Origin of the sequence: Cellulomonas sp. Root485, assembly GCF_001426705.1 — a bacterium.
Taxonomy (GTDB): Bacteria; Actinomycetota; Actinomycetes; order Actinomycetales; family Cellulomonadaceae; genus Cellulomonas.
On the sequence record NZ_LMFC01000003.1, the window covers coordinates 278,398 to 301,831 of the forward strand.

Consider the following 23,434-nt stretch of genomic DNA (forward strand, 5'->3'; position numbering starts at 1 on the left):
CGCGAGAGCGCATTTGCCTTTCGAGCCGGTGCTCGAGGAGGAGGCGGGCCGCCGGAGCCGAAAGTCAACCGGGCGAAGGGACAACTGCGTCGCGCGCGTCGTCCGACCAGTCCGCGTCAGCCTCGACCCACGGCGCGACGACGGTGTTCCATCGAGCCATCGCAGTGCCCCTATGGCCCTCGAAGTCGCTAAAGGCCCAGATCTCGCCGGGCTGCGCGTCGTTGGGAATCGGAAGTCCGACCAGTCGCATTCGGCCGGTCGCCCACGCAGGTAGCAGGACGTCTGCCTCCGCCAAGGGAGGCGAGGCGCCAGGGGTCGGTACCGAGACGAGGGCGCCGGCGCGCACGGCGCCGCATCGCCAGTCAGGCTGGTAAGCCTCGAGGAACGGGCCGCATGCGACTCGGAAGGGGCACGTCGCGCAAGTGTCTTCTGCCGGCCGCCCCTCGAGCGTCGCACCGTGAGCAGCAGCCTGGAGGTCGTGGAGGACCTGGAGCGCGGCGCTCTCGACCTCCAGAACCTCCTCCTCACGGACCTTGATCTCGTCTTCCTTTCCATCGGCTGTCCGCACGGATGCACGCGCAGGAAGTTCTCCGAGGGCGAGCTGTACCAACCGGCAGTAGAAGAGGAGCTGAGTTCTCTGCGCCCCGGTCATCGCCCGCTGCCAGACCCCCGTCTTGAGGTCCACGACTCGCAGATGGTCGGTGTGCTCTACGAGGTCGGGCCGCCCGGCGAGCCCCGAACCGTCGGGGTGGAGCCAACGCTCGCGCCACGGAAGAGGTGGATGCAGCCCGGCGCTCGCCTTGTGCGGCCACATCTCTTTCGAGGGGCTGGTGGGCGCAGTCGATCCGGGTTGGGTGACACCAGACGTCCAGCCCTTGGCGAGTTTGGCCTTCGTGAGGGCGGCGCCGGGCCAGTTGTTGACTGCCGGCGGCGTCGCCGGCGCCCATTCCTGCGCGAGATTCGTACGCGCCTTCGTTGTCTCCTGCCCCCAGACCTCGTTGAAGGTCGCTCCGGTCCCGGCGCGAGCTGCAACGGCGTGCGCGGCGGTGCCGAGGGCGGCGCGAAGGCCGCTGCGGCGAAGATGGCGCCACCGCGGATCCGCCCCGTACGCGGCGCGGAGGGGACATGCCCGGTAGGTAGCGAGCAGGGTCGCCGACACGTAGGGCGGCGCGGCCGGCTGTGGCTGTGGCGTTGAGATCGTCATTGCAGGTGCGGCCAGATGGAAAGCGGGTTGCGGCGGAAGTCCCGAACGTCGCGCCACATCACGGAGTCGTACTCGTCGCTCGCGAGCACGTGCGCGTCCGCCTGTTCGGTGACGAACCAGTCTTCATCGCACCGCCACAACGGGTGGGCTAAGAGGACGCAGCGGCTGCCACGGGTGATCGCGGGCACCTCTCCGATCATGCGCGCGGCGGAGCCCCCGAGCGCGGCCGCGGAAGGAGCGAGGAGCTCCGTGTCGGCCGGCAGAGATCTGTCTACGGTCAACGCCCCGCCCGCAATGAGTTCGAGAAGGTCGATGGCTAGGCGCCAGTCGAGGTGGGCGTGGCGTCGCGAGTTGTCGTATGAGCGGAGGCAGTCTGGGCACGATAGGTCGCATGTCCGGCCATGAGTGGTGTTCTGCCACCGGTCGATCGTGTCCGCGAGTGTCTTGCCCAACAGCGGTTCGAAGACTTCCGGGCGGCCGAGTTCGGCGGCGTAGCCGGCACCGTTCTCAGCAGTGTCAGCGAGGTAGATGGCTGCGGCGACCTGTGACTTGGCGTCGGGCTCCTCGGAGGCCAGCAGCGGGACACGGACCGGCACGAGCCCAACGGTGAGTTCTCCGGGATCCAGGTCGAGGACGTCCTTCGCGCCCCTGCGGAGTAGTTCGGCGAGCGAGGTGTAGGCCGCGCGCCCTGAGGGTTGGTCGTGGAGGCCAATGGCTCCGGTCGGGATAGATAGGCGCTTGGGTGTCACGAGCAGTGCATCGGTAACACGGATCTCGCCGATGGCCTGCAGTCGGAGGGCGCCGGGCTTGCCTTGGCTCGCGAGAACCGTGTTGTCGGTGTCTGGTGTGAACGTGAAGCCTTGCTTGAAGTTGTCATTGACGGTGACGAGACGGCTCTGTTCGTAAAGTTCAAGGTCGACCGCGAGGAGGGTGTGGAGCGCTGAGAATGCGCCGCCGACCGAGAGTTCGGGTGCCCCGGCCCCGGAGGGCATGTCACTGTCATCGTTGAACGGCCGGGCCTTGTACGTCGTGCGGAAGCCTCGGGGCTCGTAGACGTCGAGCATGGTGAGTGGTCCGAAGCAAGCTTCGCAGACATCGCCCGAGGGGCTCAGTTGGCTGCGCCCGCACTTGTCACACCGGCCGAAGGTCTTTGCAGAGCCAAGCGGATCGAGCGCCTGGACGCTCTTGCCGACGGGGCGGTAGCTCGCGAAGCCAGCAACGGTGTGCACCAGCCCGTCTTTGACGACCTCGGCGCCAGGTGCGAAGGCGCCGATCGCCATGTCGAGCGAACGGTCCGCGACCGCGTGGTCCGCCAACCACGCCGTACTCCGGATCGGTTGATCCCACAGGCTCCGTACGCGGGTTGGGAACCCGAACATTGGGAGGTGCCCGTAGCGCGCCAGTGCGGCGCTGAGCTCGGTGTCCGAGCTGCCAGCCTCGCTCGCGACCACGGCGTCGACGGCGCTCACGAGGTCGTTCCGCACCCAGGAGATGATGTCTTCGACGTGCCCTTCTTCGAGGGGCGTGTGCGCCACTAGGCGCTCCGCTACGGGCCGGACGCTCTTGTCTGCTGCGAGGAATGCAGCGACCGTGGCCCGGTACTGGTTCCACTCGTGCGTCTGACCGAACGTCCCGTGGTTGCTGCTTGCAGTCCACCGCGGGCCGTCCGGCAGCGTGAGGAAGGCCGCTCGGAGGCATTCCGCGGCGATCACGCGCTGCACGATGCGGCGGCGACTGAGGTCGAGGAACGGCTGCGGCGGTACGTCGCCGGTGATCCTGCCGGGGCGCTGGAAGTAGTACTCGTCGTGGCTTCGGTCCCTGCAGAGCGTCAAGGCATAGCTGAACGCCTGCCCCCCGCGTCCGGCGCGGCCCACACGCTGCTGGTAGTTGAACCGCTGGGGCGGCATGTTCGCCATCATCGTCGCGCGCAGCGATCCGATGTCGACCCCCACCTCCATCGTCGTCGTGACCGAGAGGACGTCGAGCTCGTCCGGAAGCGGGTGCTCGGTCCTCGTGAAGGCCCCCTTAAACCGGCGCTGGCGGCCGCGTTGCTCTGATAGCGGCTTGGTCTGCCCGGTGAGCTCCGCGACCGCCAGGCGGCGCGGGTCCTGGTGCGCGAGCCACGCGTAGTAGTCGTTGAGCTCTTCGTCGAGCGGCTCCTCGGCGAGCGGCCCATGGTGGCACTGCCTGTTCGCGCAGATACCGGCGCTGGGGTGCAGGTGGATGTAGTTGCACGACTGACACCGCCAGCGTGTGTCACCTGCGGGGACGACAACGAGCGACGTCGCAGCCGACGCGGTCATGAGAAGCCAGCCCGAGACAGCTGCAAGGGCGGCCGGAGTCGCGGCCAGGCGTTCGACCTGCGCGAGCACCTCTTGAGCCGGCAACTCGAGACGGCCAGCTGCGGCTTCCACGAAACGGCGGACCGGTGCGGGCATCACGGCTTCCGGTTGCACGCCGCCGGCGTTGCTCTCGTCGTGTCGCTTGAGGGTGCCGAGGATGCGGATGACGGAATCGAACACCTCGCGCTGATGGTGCGGGGATACGGGCCCGTCGACGGGCTCGAGGTCAGCGACGGTGATGCGAGCGATGCCGACGGACTCTAGGTCGCGTCGTGCGCGGTCGTACATGGCCTCGACGACGGACGCTCGCAGTTGCTTGAGGAGCTTCGCCTGGCCCTGCGCCACGATGATGCCCGACCACGCGTCTGGCGAGGGGGGCGGGAAAGCGCGGTACCACGGCGTGCTGCCCTGGAGCGTGTCCTCCAGGTAGCGGTTCCACGGGCTGGTCCCCCCGGGGTTCACGCCCAAGGCGACCAGCGAGGAGCTCACGCGCTGGAAGAGATCACCGACCGGCACGGTGACTTGTCGACCGAGCACCTCGTACGCGGCCTCAAGCGCCTGGCGCTGCTCTTCACTGAGGTCTTGGCCGTACTCCTGGCTGGCTCTGGCGAGTTTCGCCAGTCCAAGGCCAGCGGCCTTCGCAACTTCTGGCGTCATAGCGTCGAGGAGGGCGGCCGGGTCAGGCGCGCGCCCCACCTCGCGGCGTAGGACCTGGCGGACGAGGTCCCGGTGATGGTTTCGGCTCACACCGGCGGCCGTCCGCGCTGCGTCGTCGCGACTGTCGGTGAAGACGATGGTCTTCGCATCGACGATCGCGTCGCGCCCTTCCCTTCCTTGCGCGAGCGACCGGATTAGTTGCGACAGGTACAGCTCCGTGGCGGCGGCGAGCCCCGACGTGTGCGCACGGATGGGCGAGCGCACCCTGCCCGAACGGAAGGCGGCGCCGTCCTGCTGCTTGGCGTCGAACCCGCAGGAGGGACAGCGCGTTGGCAGGGCGGGGACTCGGTCTCCTTCTCCGGCGTTGGCGACCGTGACGGCTACCCCACTGGGCGCTCCGCCGGCGGCGGCGTCGAGACAGCCGAGCGCGGGGTCCCACCCGACCGCTTGGAAGGCGAACTTCAGTCCCTGTGCGGTCCACTGCGTGCCCAACGGCAGGACGCCGGGGCGGTACCACGTGTAGTGCTCCCGAGGGCGGAGGAATACCGGCTTACCGCTCTGCCACTCATCGATCGGCCCAGGTCCGAGCAGCGTCTGCTGTCCTTGGCGATCGAGAACGTAGCCGCCGAGGCTGGCGTCTCCGCACTCGTAGCAGTAGAGCAGCTCGAGCACGCGACTGCCGCATGCCGAGCATGTGTTGACGGGTGCCGTGTAGAGCTTGCCGACGGTGCGGGTTCCGGATGCGCCCTCGACGCCGCTGCAGTGACGATTCGAGCAGGCCCACATGCCTCGGGGTGTGCGGACGAACGCGTGTGACCGGATGGGGACGAACGGGCCGGCCGTCGCCGTCGCGGCTGGGACGTGGGTCGCGAGCCCTTCCAAGACCTTGCGCATAAGCGCGTCCTTGTCGAGCTCGGCTGGAAAGAGCCGCTGAGCGAGGTCGCCGACTGGTGTGGCGCGGAGGCGCCCAGATGCGGGGTCGGCGCATGCTCGTGCAACGAGCTGTGAGACTTCTTCAGGGATACGTGTCCAGTGTTCGACCTCGTCGCGGGCGAGCGGCTTGGGCTCGGGTAGGTGAGCGGGCTCGCCGGGCTCGATCTGGAACCTCTCTCGGCGGACGCCGAAGAACTGCTCGAGGTACTCGAGGCCACCCTGCGAAACGTCGAGGGACGCTGACGTGCCGATGATCCGCAGTTGCGGGGAGTCGGGGTCAAGGCCGAGGCGGCGTAGCAGCGAGCGAACGACCATGGCCACTTCGCTTCCCTGCGTGCCGCGGTACAGGTGCAGCTCATCGACGACGAGTGTGAACACGTTGCCGGAGTCCGACTCGAGCCACTGACGCGTCTTGTCGAAGATGGGGGCCTCGAACGAGCGCATCATGATTGTGTTGAGCATCGAGTAGTTCGTAATCAGCACGTCCGGTGGACTCGCGATCATGTCCCAGCGGGTCAGCATCTCTCCACCGCGGGGATCTTGGAACTGACTGAGGTCGATGAGGTGGTCCGACCCCGTGCCCCCAGCGACCGCCTTATCGTTTGCCTCCTGCAGCGCCTCATACTCCTTCTCGAGGCCGCGCACACCGGCGGCGACCTCAGCCGCTGCACTCTTCGACGGTTTGACACCGGATCCTTCCGTGATCCCTGTGTATCGCCCAAACCAGACCGGCGCGTGAGGCGACTGCTCGCGTAGTATCCGCACAGCTCGTCGTAGGCGCGTCATCTGGTCCTCGACCAGTGCGTTTGTCGGATAGAGCACCAGCGTGCGGACGGCCGCTGGACGGCTCTCCGCGTGACGGATCGGTGTCCACTGAGGGTCCGCTGCAGACCACCACCAGTTCGCGCCGGCCTGGTGACCCCAGGACCGCGACTCCTCCACCAACCTGAGGAGGACAGGGAGCAGGAACGACTCCGTCTTGCCCGAGCCGGTTCCCGAGGTAACGACGACGTCGTGAGCGCCCAGGGCATGGCGGATTGCTTGGGCCTGGTGCTTCCGAAGCTTCAGGTCTGCCGGGTCAACGGCCGGGAAGACGGCCTTCGCCACGCGGCGCGCGGTGTCGGGGCTGACACCGACTTCTGGCGCCAGGTCCAGGAGAGGGACGACGTTCGGATACGGCAGCACGGGCTCGAGCAGCACCTCGCCCACGAGCGCGCCGGGCTCCTCCAGGAGCGCCCGCCGCTCGCGCATCAACGACTCGTCTGCGAGCCAGAACGCCGTGTCGAAGTACTTGAGGTACGCCTCGCGGAGGTCGTCCGCGAGGTGCAACGGGTTCGTCGGTTCCATGAAGGACACCTATCGCGAGAGGAGCGTGGTGAGCAGGTCGGCCTGCTCCGAGGTGATCTCTGGGTAGATGAGACAGCGGCGCTTGATGCCGCCTCCTGCGAGCGTGGTTACTCTCGGGAGGACACCGCTCGCCAGTACTGCGGCCCGCTCGTAGAGCCCTGGTAGGTCGGAGCCGAGCGGGACGGCGAGGTACCCGTGCTTGGACAGGTGCATGGCGAGCGATCGTCCGAGCGCGTTGGCTGCGAGGTGCTTGACGAGGTAGACGGAGGCTTGCAACGCTTCGCCGGCGGCGACATCGTCGTCGGAGCGGAAGACGTGCAGCCTCTCGAAGCCGCGGGCCAGTCGGTACGCGCCAGGCAGCGAGACATCGCTCGTTTCGACCCAGGACGCAGAGTCAACGACGAATCGCTCCGCCTGGCTAAAGCCAGGCATTGGCCGTCGAGGCAGTTCCGAGGCGACGGCGGACAGTGGCGGCAGTGCCCGGAGCATGTCGTCCGTTGCGTCCCAGACCACGCGCGCGACACCGGACTCCTCCGCGGCCGCAGTGACGGCCATCGCGTCGGCGCCGTCGACCAGGCGACGAGAGGGCTGGCCGTCAGCAGGTTCACGCCGGAGGCGATCTCGGCCCAGGCCGGCGGAGTCGAGCAGGTCGTCAATCAAGGAGTCGGGCCAGAACCCGACTAACTCGACGGAGTCGGAGCCTCGCGGCACGAGGCAGGAGGGCGAGACCTCCCATCGTTCGGGTGCGCCGTCTGCGGCACGCTCGATGGCGACGTGGCTCAGTGCCTCGAGGCGGCCCGGAAAGCCGTTCGTAAAGAGCGCGCTGCCGTCGATCTGGGATGCGATGGATGTCAAGCCAGCGGCTGTCCCCCCGCCGAGGTGCATGATCGCGTCGAGCGCGGCGTCCCAAAGGCGCGCCGGCGCGTGTTCGACGGGCGGCAGGTCGGCGACCTCGATGTGTCCGCCATCGGGTGCGGCAAGTCTCTTCTGGGCATGCCTAGGGATCCAGCCCGGCGATCGCTTGACCAGTCCGCAGTACTTGCAGACGCCGTCGATGTACTTCGGCTGCCAGCCGCCCATGAACGTCGGGTATTCGAGGTGGTGGGCGCCGGTCACGACGCACGACTTAGGGTCTGGCGTGCCGATGCGTACGACAGGGGCGGGCGACGACTCGCCCTTCGCCTTCCAAACCAACGACTTCGACGCCTTCAGAAGGGCAGCTGGACGCGCCGGGTTGTCGCCCTCGGCGGCAGCCCCGTCGATGAACACGTCAGGCACGACTCCGTCGAGTTCGCGTGCCGTCAGCATTGCTACGGGTCCGCCAGGGGTTGTCAGCCCGTAGACCAAGCGCGGGGCCAACTCCCAGCCCGGATCTGTCTCGTCCGCCGAGCGGAGCCTGACCGTTGCCTGCTGGAGTGGAGACTTCGCCTCTCCCGCGAACAGTGCGACTCCGTAGTCGCCAACCGGTAGGTCCGCATCAGCCAGAGCTACGACCAGTGCACCGCCCTCGGTCGTCCAACGGTGCAGTTCCTTCTTGCGGTCATCGCCATCACTGAGAACGATCGATAGGTGCGCTGCCGATTCCACGGACGCTCTGAGTTCTGGTGGTGCGACAGCAGACCACTTGCGGATCCGCGAAGGGATCCTCATGCCGCCCGCGATGGTGAGCTGGTCGCGGGCGAGCGGCACGAGCTCGTTGTACGGGGTCGCTGCGCCGGGTGAGCTGAACAGCTGGACGTCCGATACGAGCGTCCATCCCTCAGGTAGGCCGGCGAGATGCTCATGGACAACGAATCCAGGACGTGCGCACGTCTCAAGGATCTTGACGACACTCGCGGCGAGCGGTCGACCTCGCGCTGACGTGCGCACGAGCACCATGGTGTCGACGTTCAGCTGCAGACGCTCCGCCTCGACATATGCGGCCTGGAGCTCGTCGAGCACAAGTGGCACAACGCTCCGAGGGTGATGCAGCATCGGCCTGTCAACGGCGGCCGCAGTTCGGAGCCTGACTACGCCCTCAAGCACCGAGCTGACGTCGATGTCGCCTGAATAGCTCGTCCGCCAGACGTTCGCCGCTGCTGGCACGAAGCCCACGGGCATCCAATGGCCCTCGGCTGACTCCACCTCCACACCGGAGGCGATGTCGTCGTCGGCGGCCGCGCGGACTGTGAGCGCAAGGTCGAGGCTCTCTCCCATGAAGCCCCGCCGTAGCTGCGCCATCAGGGCAGTCCGTTGGACGGACGAGGCTTGCGGCGTCTGCCCGGCCTCGACCGTGCCGTCCCATCCAGCAAGCTCGACTGCGGCGACCGTGGCGATGCGTTCCCGAGCTGATCCCCTACCCCAGAGCTTCTTCAGCAACGCCGAGATGGGGCACGACTCGCTCGCGAACCAAGCGTCGAGATACCGCTCCAGCGCCTCCGGAGCCATCTCGCTCCCCGCGGGAAGGCCGTACTGCGCGAAGAAGACGGGGAACCTTCTTCGGTCCCCTTCGCGTACCAACGCCTGCGAGACCGGGAGACCCACGTAGCGGTAGGACAGGGAATACGCGGTGGGCGTCCCCCGCCGGCCTTCGAGTCGCTCCAACCACCGGTTGAGGTCGCCCCAGAGCTGCTCGGCACGAGCCATGTACTGCGAGCGGACGTCGTGCGAGTCGGCGGGCAGTCCGAGCAAGGTGCTCAACCGCGCATAGTACGCATTCTGGCTGAATCCGTCGTCAGCGGCGCCCATCTCCTCCGCTGCGAGCACGGTGACGGCGAGGAAGCCGAGGCCGGGTGGGGGGTCCTCGACCCCCCGCGCTTGGCGCCAAGCGTCCTCGTGCTGCATAAGGGGAGCCAGGGAGAACGAGCCGCCGGCAGACGTTACGCCGAGGACGGCGTCCCGAAGCCCATCTCGCGCGGCGCCTTGAAAGCCCACCTTGGCGGCTATCGCCGTAAGCACGTCCGCTTCGAGATCGAGGTACGCAGGCACCGCGTCGGCTGTCTCGGTATACACAACATCGGCGATTGCCTCCGTCCAACGTCCGTACTGCCGCCACGTCGCGTCCACTGCTACTCCTGCCTCATTGGCCTCCGATGTCAGGATGGTGGACCCGACCGCTGACACGGAAGGCCTCCAAACTGCCCTTTCATGGCCTACGTCCTCTCGTAAGCCTGCAAAGTCACCCGTTGCGCGTAGCGCTCGGGGCCGAGGACACGCTTGACTCTTGCGGGCCGGCATCGGAATCGATGCAGGCTCCGGTGTTCATCTCAGTGCGTACGCCACTGGGTGCGACGCCGGACCAGGACGGCGTGGCGACCGGACTGCCCGAGGACCTCGGTTTAGTCGGAGTCGGTACCCCTTCTCGCTGTCCCGCTCCGGGCTTAGTGGAGGCTCGGAACTGACGCGTCGACGGTAGTCGGCGGGGTTGTGTGCGTAGTTGTTCGTCTCGAGCTCGACGGGTGGGATGGTGCCGATCTCGCCGTGCAGGCGTCGGTGGTTGAACCAGTCGACATACTCGGCCGTCGCGATCTCGAGGTCGTCGATGGTCTTCCAGGGTCCGCGGTTGCGGACCAGTTCGGCCTTGAACAGTGAGTTGAAGCCCTCGGCGAGGGCGTTGTCGTAGGAGTCGCCGGTCGAGCCGACGGACGCGACCACGCCGGCCTCGGCGAGGCGCTGGGTGTAGCGGATGGCGAGGTACTGGACTCCCTTGTCGCTGTGGTGGACCAACCCGGTGACGTCGCGGCCCTCGCGCTGCCGGGTCCAGATGCCCATCTCGAGGGCGTCCAGGGCGACGTCGGTGCGCAAGCTCTTGGACAGCTGCCAGCCGACCACTCGTCGGGAGTGGACGTCGGTGACGAACGCCGCGTAGACCCAGCCGGAGAACGTTCGGCAGTAGGTGATGTCAGCGACCCACAGCTGGTCCGGTCCGGTCGCGGTGAACTGCCGCTCGACCAGGTCCGGGCGCAGGTCAGGGCCGGTTCCCGGGATCGTGGCGCTTGGCCCCTTGGCTCGGCTGATGCCGCGCAGCCCGGCCGCCCGCATCAACCGTTCGATCGTGCAACGGGCGACCTGGTGCCCGTCGCGGTGCGGCTGGGGTGTACCTTGCGGACCCCGTAGACGCCGTAGCTCTCGGCGCGGACTCGCTCGATCAGCGCGCCGGTCACCGCATCGCTGCGCATGCGTCGTGACGTTGCACGCGACTTGGCCGCGTAGTACGTGCCCGGGGCGACCTGCAGGTCTTGGCAGATCGGCTCGACCCCGAACTCCTCGCGGTGGGTGTCGATGAACGCGACTACCTGCTGTGTGGGCGGTCGGGCTCCGCCGCGAAGAAAGTCGACGCCGCCCGCAAGATCGCATTCGACCGACGCAGCTCACGGTTCTCCCGCTCCAGCTCAGCCAACCGCTGCGCGTCACTGCTCGACGTGCCGGATCACTCGCCGCCGTCGATCTCGGCCTGCATGACCCAGATCCGCAAACGTCTCGGGATTGATCCCCAACTGTTCACCGACCCGCCGCAACGCCCCCACACGCGTAGCCGGGTCACGCCGCAGATCGACCGCCATCCGGATCGCTCGCTCCCGAAGTTCCTCGGGGTACTTCCTCGGTGCCGCCATGACTCTCATCCTTCCGGCGAATAAGAGCCTCCATCAGACCCGGAGCGGGACAGAGTGCTTGGCGCTGCGCGTGGAGGACCTCGACCTCGATGCCATATCCCACGCTCACCGTGACCGGAACGGTCGAGAGGGCGGACGGCCGGCTGACGAGACAGCCCAAGCCCAAGTCGGACTCCTCCCGGCGCACCATCACGCTGCCGACGTTCATCGTGAGAGAGATCCGGACGGCGCTGGACCTTGGGCTCGACGGTGGCCGGACGATCTGGTCTTTCCCTCCACCAAGGGCTCGCCACGGTCACCGGGTCGAGTGCGCGACCAGCTGCGTGCGGCGCAGGAGAACCTTGGCACCGACGTCACACCGCACGACTTCCGCCGCACCGTTGCGACGCAAGTAGCCAGGGGCAGCACTCTCGCCCACGCGACAGCCCTGCTCGGCCATGCGGACGAGAGCACTACGGCACGGCACTACGTGCAGCGAATCCACCTCGCCCCGGACCTGCGCGTTGTCCCCGCCCAGCTCGTCGCTCAGGCGTCGGATGAGGCCTCGATTTGAGGCACTGTGGAGCCAAAGTCGAGCAGCGGGAACGACGAAGGACCCCACAGCCGCATGTTCATGCGGGTGGGGCCCTTCGACTGGCGGTAGCGGTGGGATTTGAACCCACGGTGGACTTTCACCCACACACGCTTTCGAGGCGTGCTCCTTAGGCCGCTCGGACACGCTACCTCGGCGAGAAGGGTACCTGGTCGGGACCCCGACTCACGAATCCGCCGTACCGTGGACGGATGGAGGCGCGCCCGATGACCGCAGGCTCGCTGGCGGACGTCGTCGAGGTGCTCGCCGGCCATCGCCTCGCGGCGCTCACGGGGGCGGGTGTCTCGACGGACTCCGGCATCCCCGACTACCGCGGGCCCGACTCGCCGCCACGCACGCCGATGACGTTCCAGCAGTTCACGGCCGACGAGGGGTTCCGCCGCCACTACTGGGCGCGCAACCACGTCGGGTGGCGGCACGTGCACCGGACGATGCCGAACGCGGGGCACCGCGCGCTGGCCGCCCTGGAGCACCGCGGGGTGGTCACGGGCCTGATCACGCAGAACGTCGACCTCCTGCACGAGGCGGCGGGCTCCCGGCACGTCATCGACCTGCACGGTCGCTACGACCGGGTGCGGTGCCTGTCCTGCGGGATCGTCATCTCCCGCGCCGAGCTGGCCGACCGCCTCGACACGCTGAACCCCGGGTTCAGCGCTGCGGTGGCGGACATCGAGATCGCGCCGGACGCCGACGCGGTCATCGAGCAGACCAGCCACTTCGTCGTCGCGGACTGCAGCGCGTGCGGCGGGATGCTCAAGCCGGACATCGTGTACTTCGGGGAGAACGTGCCGCGGGAGCGCGTGGAGCGGGCGTTCGCGATGGTCGACGCGGCGGATGCTGTGCTGGTCGCGGGGTCGTCGCTGACCGTCCAGTCGGGGTTGCGGTTCGTGCGGCACGCGGCCCAGACGGGCAAGCCGGTGGTCGTCGTGAACCGGGGTGCCACGCGTGGCGACAGGTACGCGGCGGTGACGCTGGACGCGGGGACGTCGGAGACGCTGACCGACCTGGCCGAGACCCTTCCGGCGGCCCGTCAGTCGCGCTGAGCCTCGAAGAACCTCTGCAGCAGCAGCCCGCACTCCTCCGCACGCACGCCGCCGACGACCTCGACGCGGTGGTTCAGCCGCCGGTCCCGCACGACGTCCCACTGCGACCCGCAGGCCCCCGCCTTCGGGTCCCATGCGCCGAGCACGAGGCGCGGGATGCGGGCCAGCACGGTGGCGCCGGCGCACATGAGACACGGCTCCAGGGTCACCACGAGGGTGCAGTCGTCCAGCCGCCACCGCCCGAGCCTGTCGGCGGCGGACCTCAGCGCCAGGATCTCCGCGTGACCGGTGGGATCGTCGTCGACCTCCCGACGGTTCCGCCCGCGGCCGACGACGTCACCGGTCGGGCCGACGACCACCGCGCCCACCGGGACGTCGCCCGTGAGCACCGCGCGACGGGCCTCGTCGAGCGCGAGCCCCATCGCCCACGCGTCGGCCGCCTGCCACGGACGGAGAGTCATGGGGGCATCATGGCGCACCCAGTGCCCGGTAGGTTGAGGCCATGCGCCTGCACGTCGCGGACCACCCCCTGGTCGCCCACAAGCTCACCGTCCTGCGCGACCAGAACACTGCGTCGCCGACCTTCCGGCTCCTGGTCGACGAGCTGGTCACGCTGCTCGCCTACGAGGCGACCCGGCACGTCCACGTCGAGTCCGTCGACATCGTCACCCCCGTCACCGCGACGACCGGCGTCAAGCTGGCCGACCCGCGCCCGCTCGTCGTGCCGATCCTGCGCGCCGGCCTCGGGATGCTGGACGGGATGACGCGCCTGCTGCCGACGGCCGAGGTCGGCTTCCTCGGGATGCAGCGCGACGAGGAGACCCTCGAGGCCATCACGTACGCGAACCGGCTCCCCGACGACCTGTCGGGCCGTCAGTGCTTCCTGCTGGACCCCATGCTGGCCACCGGCGGCACCCTGGTCGCCGCGATCGACTTCCTGCTGGCCCGCGGCGCTCGCGACGTCACCGCGGTCTGCCTCCTGGCCGCGCCCGAGGGCCTCGCGGTCGTCGAGCAGGCCGTGGGCGACCGGGCCGACGTGTCTGTCGTGGTCGCCGCCGTCGACGAGCGCCTCAACGACAAGGCGTACATCGTGCCGGGGCTCGGGGACGCCGGAGACCGGCTGTACGGGGTCGTCTGATCCTGCTTTCCGCCACGGGCGGGAGCAGCGCTTCGCGGCGCTCCCGCCCTTCGCTGCACCCCGGATCCGCTCGTCCCACGCCCTGGGACAGCGCCGATTCCCCCTTGGTCCGGGCGAGCTTGCGTGCGACAGTCGCCTCATGTCCACGTCTGCGCTGCGCCTCGCCGCCGCGTATCCGTGCGCGTGTCATCGGTCCTGATCCACCAGGCCCCGACCACACCGCCGCCCGTCCACCGGGCCCGCGGACCGCGCACACCCCGGAGACGTCATGGCACTTCCTGCACCGTTACCCGCCCCGCAGCCGGGCCTGCTCCTGTACGTGAGCCTGCCTGAGGGGACTGCCCGAGCGCCCGGCGACCTGGCCGAGGTCGCCGAGGTGCTGCGCGAGTTCGCCACCGAGATGCTGCCCGGCGCCGAGACGTACACCGCGCTGTCGCTCGCACCGGCCGGGTCCGACGACGTGCACCGGCTCGGCGACCGCATGAGCCATCTGCGGCTCCTCGACGTGCTCGCCGACCCGGGTGACGCCGGCTGACCCCCGCTCCCCCGCTCGCAGGTCCCGGTCGGCGTGCTTACCGTGGGTGCCATGCGCATCGCGATCGCCGGGGGCCACGGTCAGGTAGCGCGACACCTGTCCCGGGCGCTGACCGCGCGCGGTGACGTCCCCGTCGCGCTGGTGCGTCAGCTCCGGCACGTCGACGACGTCGTCGCGGACGGCGCCGAGGGGGTGGTCCTCGACCTGGAGCGCGCGAACGCGCGGGACGTCGCCGAGGCGATCGCCGGCGCCGACGCCGTCGTGTTCGCCGCGGGCGCCGGTCCGGGCAGCGGGATCGACCGCAAGGACACCGTGGACCGGGCGGCGGCAGGGTTGCTGGCCGACGGCGCCGAGCAGGCCGGGGTCCGGCGGTACGTGCTCGTCTCGTCGATGGGCGCCGGTGCACCCCCGCCCCCGGGGACCGACGAGGTGTTCGCCGCCTACCTCGTCGCCAAGCGCGCCGCGGAGCTCGACCTGCGGACCCGCGACCTCGACTGGACGATCCTGCGTCCCGGTGGCCTCACCGACGACGACCCGACGGGCTCGGTCCGGCTCGACGACTCGGTGCCGCGCGGCTCGATCCCCCGGGCCGACGTCGCCGCGGTCCTCGTCGCGCTGCTGCACGAGCCGCGCACGGCGGGGCTGGCCCTCGAGCTGATCGGCGGGGTCGTCCCCACCGACGCGGCGGTCGCCGCCGTCACGGAACGATCCGACTGACCGTCAGCCGCGCGGGGACTCGACCTCGGGGACCGGCTCGGACCGGAGCGTGATGGCTCCGATGAGGAACTGGTCCCCGGCGGTCACCGCGGTCAGCGAGCTCACGTCGCACGCGAGCCTGACCGGGCGGAAGCCCTTCGCGTCGGTGCCGAGGGAGTTGGTGGCCCGCCAGCCGGTCGCGGTGGAGTCGAAGGCGTTCGACGCGGAGCCGTCCGTCCCGCCCCATCGCGTCGGCACCAGCGCGCGCTGCACGGGGGCGGTCGGGGTGCCGAGGCACGTGTCGCCCAGCACGAGGCTGTCACCGGTCCCGGTGCGGTCACCCTCCCAGGCCACCACACCGATCCGGGCGAGCGTGCCCGCGTCGGCGGCGAACTCGAACGCGAGCGGCAGCACCGCGTGGCCGATCCACTGCCCGCCGTCGTAGACGGTCACGGACGCGTCCGACGTCGGGTCGGAGAACACGACGACGAGCGACCAGCCGGCGTAGTACGTCCGCTCCGAGTCGGTGGACGTGGCGCTCACTGCGATGTCGGCGACCGACCAGTCCCCAGCACCACCCGCAGCCACGAGCTCCGTGACGTCGGAGAAGGACTGGTAGTACCGCCGGCTGGCGTTGTCGGTGGGCTGCGCGAGCGTCGTGCCGGTCACCTCGGTGAAGGCGCCGCCGGGAGCCCGCAGCCGCGCCGTCGTGAGGGGCGCGCTCCACGTGTCCTTGGCTCCCGCGTTCGCCGACCAGTACAGCCCCGCGAACAGGATCTCGCGGCCGGCGGGGACGGCGAGCCGCGCCGTCGACGACACGGGGACCGAGCTGCGCGGCGCCTTCGGTGCCGGCGACGCCTCGTCGAGCGGCACCATGGCGAACGAGTTGTTGTCCCGGTCGCCCTTCTCGATCGCCGGGGCACAGGTGGTGACGGTCAGCGAGCAGGACAGCAGCGGAGCGCCGATCTCGGTGACGTCCGCCGCGGTGAAGCTGTCGCGCACGTCCAGGCCGGCCGACGACGTCTGCACCGAGCTCTGGCTCTGCGTCGTCGCGCCCACGGCCTCCACGGCGACGGAGGCGACACCCTTCGCGCTCCCGACCGACCGGACGCCCACCAGCACCTGCACGGTCGCGCCCGCGGTCACCGTCTTGAGGTCGCAGGTGACGGTGCGCAGGTCCGGCGACGCGGTGCACGCGTTCAGGGGCGACGCTCCGGCGTCGAGGTCGGCGCGCAGGTTGATGGGCAGGCTCAGCGTGGCGCGCGTGCTCTCCGCGTCGGCGCCGCTCGCGCGCAGGGTGAACGACGCGGTCCCCGTGCCGCCGGTGCCGATCCACACCTGCGGGTCGCCCTTGTCGAGGGTCAGCACGGGTGCCAGGGCGTCGACCACGATGCGGAGCTCGGTGGCGGGGTCGGCGTCGGGTGCCGCTGCGGTCGCGGTCACCGTGCCGACGGCACCGAAGGAGCCGGTGACGGCCTGCAGGGTGACGGGCAGGTCCAGCGTGGCGCCGGGGTCGATCACTCCGGTGGTGCACTCCACGGTCGACGCCGAGCCGTCGGAGCAGGTCCAGGCACCCGGGACGACCGCCGGCGACCCGAAGCCCACCCCCGCGGGCCGACCGAGCGTGACGGTGACACCCTGCGCGGGCAGGTCCCCGGTGTTCGAGACGCGCAGCTGCACGGTCGCGGGCGACCCGAGGGCGACGGTCGCGGCGTCCGGCCCGGTGACGGCCAGCGCGGCGGGGCGCTGCACGGTGAACGGGAAGGTGACGGTCTCCGAGGCGTTCCGTCCGCTCGGCGCCATCTCCACCGCCAGCAGACCGGCGGTCGGCACCCCGGTCGGTGCCGCGGACAGCACCAACGAGAGCGGGACGTCGGACCGGGCCGCGACGGCACCCGGGTTGCAGATCAGGGGGCTCGGTCCGGTACAGGTCCACGGCGAGCCCGCCACGGTGACGCCGGTGACGCCCGCCGGCAGGTGCACCGACACGGCCCCGGCTCCGGCGGGGAGCCCCGTCCCGCCCATGTTGGCGACGGGGAGGTCCAGCTGGCGCGTCCGTCCGTTGACCAGCGAGAGGCCGGTCGGCACGCTGCGCAGCCCGAGGCGGGCCGGCGACGGTGCGATCGCGACCCGGATGGGCGGCGCGACGTAGTTGATGCCGGTACCCGTGACGCGCAGGCCGATCTCGCCGTCCGCCCGGTCGAAGGACTCGTCGATCGAGACCCGCAGCACCAGCGTCGACGTCGACAGGGCAGGCAGGCGGTCGAGCGTGCACCGGGCGACGGTGACGCCGGTCCCAGCACCGTCGACGCAGATCCAGCCGGCAGAGCCCATGACCGCGAAGCGCCCAGCGGCGAGCCCTTCGATGGCGGCCGCCGCGACGCCGTCGAGCGCGACACCCTCCGGCAGAGTCACCTCCGCGACCAGGTTCGTCGCTGCGGTGCCGCCGCTGTTGAGCAACCCGACGACGAGCTCCTGGCCGCCCAGCCCCGCTTCGAGGGTGAGCCCGCCGGGGGGCACGTCGACCGACACCGAGGCGGGAGCCGGCGCAGGGGGCTCGGGCGGCACGACGGGGACTGCCGGGGTCGTCGCGGTGTCCGTGGGCCCGTCGGCCGTCACGTCACCGGTGACGTCGGCGTCGGCGTCCTCGTCGTCCAGGATCAGGCCGTCCGCCAGGAGGTCGCTGGGCTCGGGCGTCGGGACGTCGGTGGGCTGCGGCGTCGGGACCACCACCGCCGCGCTGGCCGTCGGCTCGGGCGAGGCACTCGGGGACTCGCTGACCGTCGGTTCGGGCTCGGCGGTCGCGTCGTCGGGAGAGCCCAGGAGGTTGACGATGGCGACCGCGGCCACCGCGGCGAGCGCCACGCCGCCCACGACCGCCGCGGCGACGCCGAGCGGGATCGCGGCCAGGAACGCCGCCACGCCGCCGGCGGCTGCCGCACCACCTGCGGCTCCGGCGCCGACGGCAGTGACCGTTCCGGTCGTCGCCGCGGCACCCGCTGCCGTCCCGCTCCCTGCTGCCACACCACCCGCACCGGCGCCGGCCCCCGCTGCACCCGCGGCTCCGGCCGCTGCTGCACCGGCCGCGAGCCCGCCGCCCACCGGCAGCGCGACGCCGAGTGCGCCGAGGCCGAGCAGACCGAGCACGAGGGGCGCGATGACGGCGCGCATGCCGTGGTTCACGTCGCCGAGCTCCAGCAGGAGGCCGCGGCACGTGCCGCAGTCCTCGAGGTGCGCCTCGACCTGCGCGGTCTCGCGGCTGCCCAGCCCACCGCGCACGTAGGCACCGAGCTTGCCGGCGACGCTGCGGCACGCGTCGTCGAGGGGGTCCTGCAGGTGCTGCTGGAGGTACGCCTGCCGCAGACCCTCGCGCGCCCGGTAGGCCAGGGCGGCCACGCCGTTGGCGGTGAGCCCGAGGATGGGCGCGATCTCGGCCGGCGTCAGACCCTCCACCTCGGTGTGCCACAGCACGGCCTGCCACCGCTCGGGCAGGGAGTGGAACGCGCGCGCGACGACCCCGCGCTCGAAGCCGGCGAGCGCTGGCTCCTCCGCGGTACCGGCCAGGGCGGTTCCCGCCTCGAGCACGGCGATGTCGTCCGTCGGCTGGACGCGTCGGTTCTTCTCACGCCGCAGCCCGGCCACCCGGCGCACGACGGTGAACAGGTACGCACGGAACGCCGACTCGGGTCCGTTCCCCCGCTCGATGGCACCGAAGACGGCGGTGAACGAGTCCGCGACGACGTCGTCGGCGTCCTCCGGGGAGTCCGAGTACTGCCGGGCGACCACCCAGGCAGCGCCCGCGTGCCGCTCGTAGAGCGCGCCGATGGCAGCAGTGTCTCCGGAGCGCGCGGAGCTGATCAGCTCCGCGTCCCCTGTGACACCGCCCTCCAGCTGCGTGCTTGCTGACACGAACGGCTCCCGTCGGCATTCCTCGTCCGACGGCACAGCCTGCCATATGCGGCGTTTCCATATAAGCAGGGTGAAAGTTCGCCGGGTGAAAAGCCGGCCGAGTGGCGTCACACCCGACAGGTGTTGGCCTCTCATCCAGCGTGACGATGAACTCAGGGTCAAACAGCGCGCCCGTCCCCACCGACGCGATGCCCGCGGCGCTCCGGGAGCGCTGGCGTGACGAGAGCGTCGGCTCGGTCTGGCTGCGCCCCTCGGACTGGTACCACCCGGCCGTCGACGCGCTGGCCGCCGCGCTGCTCTCCGCGGGCGACGCGACGGGTGCCGCCACGGAGCTGGGCCACGCCCGGGGCTACGACGGCGTCGGGATCGGCGAGACCTTGGACGACCTGGCCTGCCTGTACCGGACCCTCGGTGCCGCCGAGCCGCCGATGGCCGTCACCCGCGCGCTGTGCGAGGGCTGGGCCGACGCCCAGGCGGGCGCCGTCGTCATCGGTGCCGCGCTCGACCCCGAGTCGGGCCTGCCGAGCCGCCAGTACCTGGCGCTGCGGCTCGCGGAGACCTACCGCGACGCGATGCTGCCCACGCAGCGCGCACGCACCGTCGCCGAGCTCGGGCACCACCTGGTGGTCATCGACGTCGCCACCGGGGACGTCGACCCGTTCACCCGGGCCGCCCGGTCCGCCGCGGTGGGCGCCGCCATGACGCAGACCTACGGCGACGGGCACCCGATGGCGACCCTCGGCGGTGGCGTCTTCGCCGTCCTCGCGCGCGCCGACGAGGACCCGCACCCGCCGCTCGAGGCACTCCACCGGGAGATCGCCCGCCGGTGCGAGCTGCTCAAGGTCCGCGCGTCCACACGGCAGCCGGTCCGCGTCTGGATCGAGCCGCTGCCGACCACCCACGAGCAGGCGCTGCGCATGCTCGATCGCGTCGCGCGCGCCTGATCCCGTCGCCGACAGGTGTCCGGGAGGTAAAGCGCAGGTCAGGGACTTCTTGGTAGCCGGCGGGGGACATCTCGGGCGAATGCGTCTACCGTCGATCCATGAACACCGCCGGACTTGCTCCGAGCGACCCCACGACGCCTTCAGAACGAAGGGCCGCTGAGGTCGCTGAGTCGTACCCGCCCGACCTCCCGACCCAGCCCGACCGCCGGTCCTCGATCCCCGTCGACCAGCCCCTGCCTCCCGTCGACGAGGCCCTGGCCGCCTCCGCCGAACCCGGCCCGATCCTCGCCTCCGGGGCGACCGCCGACGTGTTCGCCCTCGATGACCTCCACGTCCTGCGCCGCTACCGCTCCGGAGCCGACGCGTCTCCTGAGGTCCACCTGCTGCGGCACGTCGTCGCGCACGGCTACCCCGCCCCGGCCGTCCACGAGGCCAGCGGGTCCGACCTGGTCATGGAACGCATGCACGGCCCGACCCTCCTGCAGGCGCTCGGCGCCGGCGAGGTCTCGCTGCCGGACGCGGCCGGCATCCTGCACGACCTGCACACCCGGCTGCACGCGATCCCGGCACCCGAGGGGTGGGGACCGTCCGAGCCCGCCGCCTGGCCCCTGGTCACGTCCGGCCCGTCGGTCGTCCACCTGGACCTGCACCCCGGCAACGTCATCCTCACCGAGAACCACGGGCCGGCCCTGGTGGACTGGGCGAACGCCCGCACCGGCACCGCAGAGCTCGACGTCTCGCTCACGGCGCTGATCATCGCCGAGGTCGCCGTCGACGCCGGCGGTGTGTACTCGCAGGCCGCCCGTGCGCTCCTCGCGGCGTTCCTGGCGGCCACCGACACCGACCCGCTCGCCGAGCTGGACGTCGCGGCCGCACTGCGCGCCCAGGATCCCTCGTTGGTCCCCGGCGAGCGCGAGCTGGTCCCGGCGGCGGCCGTGCTGGTCCGGGACCTGGTCCAGGTCGCAGCGCACCCCTGAGATCACCCTGCGCTGGTGACACGGCGACGGCCGCCCCGGTCAGCGGGGCGGCCGTCGTCGTGTCTGAGGTCAGCGGGCGCTGAACGTGAGGCAGTCCGCCTCTTCGTGGCCGGCGCCGACACGGATCGACTCCGCGGTGCACTCGAGCGACGTGTTGTGCACGCACTCGGCGCGCTGGCACGCCCCGACGTGGGTGATCACCTTGTCGAGACCGCCCTTGGTGCCGAGCGGGAAGAACGTGGTGCACTGCGCGTCGCCGGTCGCGCCACCGATGTTCACGGCGGCCGCGTGGCAGTGCGAGTGGTCGTTGTACGAGCAGCCGGCGACCGAACACTCGGCGACGGCGGGCATGTCCATCAGGGTGCTCATGTCGACCTCCGTTGGGGGCGGGGCGTGCGCTTCTCTCGACGGTAGACCCGTCCCGCACACCCTGCATAGGCAGCCAGGCCTGACTTACCCGCAGGTCAGAGCGGCAATTCAGGTGAGGCTAGCCTCACCAGCCACTCGCTGCGGGAGGTCACGAGCGCAGCCGTCGCAGGCCCGACGTGATCGACGACGAGCCCACGACGAGCCCACGGATCCCGAGGACGAGCAGCGCGACACCGATCACCGGGAAGATGCCCAGCAGCAGGAGGAACCCGACGGAGGTCGGGATGCGGGCGTCGGTCGGGTCCGCCGTCGGGTAGATGACGGTGATCGACGAGCCGATCGACGGGCAGCTGCTCGACGAGTACCCCGCCTGCGCGCCGTACGTCGCACCGTCCACCGAGAACGTCGCCTCCGGCGAGCACAGTCGTGAGCCCTCGTCGTCGGTCGACTCGTGGAGGTCGACCACCGTCCCGGAGATCGTCGTCTCGCCCGCACCTGCGCGTGCGCTCGTGATCTGGGGGACGACGAAGAAGCCGCTCAGGGCGAAGACGAGCCCGATGACGATCAGCTTGAGCCCGTTGCCGACACCGGCACCACGCCGGCCCCCGGCGATCCCCTCGAACACCTCGGCCATGCCCTGCACCTGGTCAGGGGCGCCGTCCGGGGACTCGACCACGGATCCGTAGGGCTGCAGCGTGCCTGCCGGGTCCGCCGCGGCGTGCGGCTGCGGGACGACACCGCCCCCGGCGTGCGTCGCGGGGGTCGCCTGCGCCAGCGCCGTCGAGAGGAACTGCTGCCCGAGCCCGCCGATCGCCCCCGCGAGCCCGCCGCGCTGCTGCAGGACGGCGGTCGCCTCGAATGCCGCCGCGTACTCCGACGGCATCGCCACGGTCGGCACGGGGGCGGGCGCGTCCGACATCGCGGTTCGCACGTGAGCCGTCCACCGCGTGCCGTCCCACCAGCGACGCATCCCGGCGGCGTCGGGGCTCGGGTACCAGCCAGGCGGTGGTGTGGTCACGTCGGCTCCCGTCGCACGAAGGTGGCGCAGGCACGACCGGCCCGCCCCGCGACCCAGATCGGCGGGTCGGTGCGCCGGGTTGAGCGGATGGGGCCCGGAACGACCGAACGGCCGACCCCGGAGAGGGCCGGCCGTTCGTGTGCGCTGGGCGACGGGGTCAGAAGTCCCAGTCGTCGTCCTCGGTGTTGACGGCCTTGCCGATCACGTACGAGGAGCCCGAGCCGGAGAAGAAGTCGTGGTTCTCGTCGGCGTTCGGGGACAGGGCCGACAGGATCGCCGGGTTGACGTCGGTCTCGTCGCGCGGGAAGAGCGACTCGTAGCCGAGGTTCATCAGGGCCTTGTTGGCGTTGTAGCGCAGGAACTTCTTGACGTCCTCGGTCAGGCCGACGCCGTCGTAGAGGTCCTGCGTGTACTCGACCTCGTTGTCGTACAGCTCGAAGAGGAGCTCGAACGTGTAGTCCTTGAGCTCCGCCTTCTCGGCCGCGGACAGCTTCTCCAGGCCCTTCTGGTACTTGTAACCGATGTAGTACCCGTGCACGGCCTCGTCGCGGATGATCAGGCGGATCAGGTCGGCCGTGTTGGTGAGCTTGGCGCGGCTGGACCAGTACATCGGCAGGTAGAAGCCCGAGTAGAAGAGGAACGACTCCAGCAGGGTGCTGGCGACCTTCCGCTTCAGGGGCGAGTCGCCGCGGTAGTAGTCCATGACGATCTCGGCCTTGCGCTGCAGGTTCGGGTTCTCCTCCGACCAGCGGAACGCCTCGTCGATCTCCTTGGTGGAGCACAGCGTCGAGAAGATCGAGCTGTAGGACTTGGCGTGCACCGACTCCATGAACGCGATGTTCGTGTAGACGGCCTCCTCGTGCGGCGTGATCGCGTCCGGGATCAGCGACACGGCGCCGACGGTGCCCTGGATGGTGTCCAGCAGCGTCAGGCCGGTGAAGACGCGCATCGTGAGCGTCTTCTCCTGCTCCGTCAGCGTGGCCCAGGACTGCACGTCGTTGGACACCGGGACCTTCTCCGGCAGCCAGAAGTTGCCGACGAGCCGGTCCCAGACGTCGGCGTCCTTGTCGTCCTCGAGCCGGTTCCAGTTGATCGCGGAGACGCGGCTGACGAGCTTGAGCTTCTCGCTCATCGGAGT

Annotated in this window: 15 protein-coding genes, 1 tRNA gene, 1 pseudogene and 1 other annotated feature; of the genes and pseudogenes, 7 read left to right on the forward strand and 10 right to left on the reverse strand. The window is 70.4% G+C overall.

What is annotated here, in order from left to right:
- Positions 1-64: 64 nt before the first annotated feature.
- The 4 genes and pseudogenes from ASD16_RS15045 to ASD16_RS21500 form a co-directional block, all read right to left on the reverse strand.
- The gene (locus tag ASD16_RS15045; protein WP_082570901.1) at positions 65-1,204 is read right to left on the reverse strand and encodes a PD-(D/E)XK nuclease family protein; all 1,140 of its coding nucleotides are present in this window, start codon (positions 1,202-1,204) and stop codon (positions 65-67) included.
- Positions 1,201-6,483, reverse strand: coding sequence for a DEAD/DEAH box helicase (locus ASD16_RS15050; protein WP_055920566.1), 5,283 nt, complete (start codon positions 6,481-6,483; stop codon positions 1,201-1,203). The genes ASD16_RS15045 and ASD16_RS15050 overlap by 4 nt, the downstream gene beginning before the upstream one ends.
- 9 nt (positions 6,484-6,492) lie before the next feature.
- Positions 6,493-9,528 (reverse strand): hypothetical protein, encoded by a 3,036-nt coding sequence (locus ASD16_RS15055; RefSeq protein WP_055919104.1) that lies wholly within the window; start codon positions 9,526-9,528, stop codon positions 6,493-6,495.
- Between the two features lie 366 nt (positions 9,529-9,894).
- Positions 9,895-11,075 (reverse strand): annotated as a pseudogene (locus ASD16_RS21500) (IS3 family transposase); the annotation flags it as partial.
- Positions 10,683-10,796: a sequence feature (AL1L pseudoknot), on the reverse strand. It overlaps the preceding pseudogene by 114 nt.
- On the opposite strand from ASD16_RS21500, the gene ASD16_RS21505 reads away from it, so the two are divergent.
- Positions 11,074-11,628, forward strand: a complete 555-nt coding sequence (locus ASD16_RS21505; protein WP_082570902.1) for a site-specific integrase — start codon at positions 11,074-11,076, stop codon at positions 11,626-11,628. The pseudogene ASD16_RS21500 and the gene ASD16_RS21505 overlap by 2 nt on opposite strands.
- An 81-nt stretch (positions 11,629-11,709) precedes the next feature.
- Here the strand turns inward: ASD16_RS21505 and ASD16_RS15070 are convergent.
- Positions 11,710-11,799: transfer RNA gene (locus ASD16_RS15070), tRNA-Ser, on the reverse strand.
- A gap of 59 nt (positions 11,800-11,858) precedes the next feature.
- Between ASD16_RS15070 and ASD16_RS15075 the strand changes: the two genes are divergently transcribed.
- Complete coding sequence (locus ASD16_RS15075; RefSeq protein ID WP_055919110.1) at positions 11,859-12,710, forward strand: NAD-dependent protein deacetylase; 852 nt, start codon at positions 11,859-11,861, stop codon at positions 12,708-12,710.
- Here the strand turns inward: ASD16_RS15075 and tadA are convergent.
- Positions 12,698-13,171 (reverse strand): tRNA adenosine(34) deaminase TadA, encoded by a 474-nt coding sequence (tadA, locus tag ASD16_RS15080; RefSeq protein WP_055919113.1) that lies wholly within the window; start codon positions 13,169-13,171, stop codon positions 12,698-12,700. The genes ASD16_RS15075 and tadA overlap by 13 nt on opposite strands.
- 41 nt (positions 13,172-13,212) lie before the next feature.
- Here tadA and upp point away from each other — a divergent pair, with 41 nt between their 5' ends.
- The 3 genes from upp to ASD16_RS15095 all read left to right on the forward strand — a co-directional run bounded on the left by upp (position 13,213) and on the right by ASD16_RS15095 (position 15,100).
- The gene (upp, locus tag ASD16_RS15085; protein WP_055919117.1) at positions 13,213-13,848 is read left to right on the forward strand and encodes a uracil phosphoribosyltransferase; all 636 of its coding nucleotides are present in this window, start codon (positions 13,213-13,215) and stop codon (positions 13,846-13,848) included.
- 268 nt (positions 13,849-14,116) lie between these two features.
- Positions 14,117-14,383: a hypothetical protein gene (locus ASD16_RS15090; protein ID WP_055919120.1), complete on the forward strand. Its 267-nt coding sequence runs from the start codon at positions 14,117-14,119 to the stop codon at positions 14,381-14,383.
- 51 nt (positions 14,384-14,434) lie between these two features.
- Positions 14,435-15,100 carry an SDR family oxidoreductase gene (locus tag ASD16_RS15095; RefSeq protein WP_055919123.1) on the forward strand — a complete coding sequence of 222 codons (666 nt, stop codon included), beginning with the start codon at positions 14,435-14,437 and terminating at the stop codon, positions 15,098-15,100.
- Positions 15,101-15,103: 3 nt separating this feature from the next.
- Here the strand turns inward: ASD16_RS15095 and ASD16_RS15100 are convergent, their stop codons facing one another.
- Positions 15,104-18,988 (reverse strand): sigma-70 family RNA polymerase sigma factor, encoded by a 3,885-nt coding sequence (locus tag ASD16_RS15100; protein ID WP_055919127.1) that lies wholly within the window; start codon positions 18,986-18,988, stop codon positions 15,104-15,106.
- 146 nt (positions 18,989-19,134) lie between these two features.
- Here ASD16_RS15100 and ASD16_RS15105 point away from each other — a divergent pair, with 146 nt between their 5' ends.
- Together ASD16_RS15105 and ASD16_RS15110 are read left to right on the forward strand one after the other, a co-directional pair.
- Positions 19,135-19,932, forward strand: a complete 798-nt coding sequence (locus ASD16_RS15105) for a hypothetical protein (RefSeq protein ID WP_055919129.1) — start codon at positions 19,135-19,137, stop codon at positions 19,930-19,932.
- Positions 19,933-20,030: 98 nt separating this feature from the next.
- Positions 20,031-20,909: an aminoglycoside phosphotransferase family protein gene (locus ASD16_RS15110; protein WP_055919132.1), complete on the forward strand. Its 879-nt coding sequence runs from the start codon at positions 20,031-20,033 to the stop codon at positions 20,907-20,909.
- Positions 20,910-20,978: 69 nt separating this feature from the next.
- On the opposite strand, the gene ASD16_RS15115 is transcribed toward ASD16_RS15110, so the two are convergent.
- From ASD16_RS15115 to nrdF, 3 genes are all read right to left on the reverse strand, one after another.
- Positions 20,979-21,278, reverse strand: a complete 300-nt coding sequence (locus ASD16_RS15115) for a DUF1540 domain-containing protein (protein ID WP_055919135.1) — start codon at positions 21,276-21,278, stop codon at positions 20,979-20,981.
- A gap of 148 nt (positions 21,279-21,426) precedes the next feature.
- Complete coding sequence (locus ASD16_RS21795; protein ID WP_157453961.1) at positions 21,427-22,296, reverse strand: DUF3592 domain-containing protein; 870 nt, start codon at positions 22,294-22,296, stop codon at positions 21,427-21,429.
- A gap of 157 nt (positions 22,297-22,453) precedes the next feature.
- Entirely contained in the window at positions 22,454-23,428 is a 975-nt protein-coding gene (nrdF, locus tag ASD16_RS15125) for a class 1b ribonucleoside-diphosphate reductase subunit beta (RefSeq protein ID WP_055919140.1), read from the reverse strand.
- Positions 23,429-23,434: the final 6 nt, after the last annotated feature.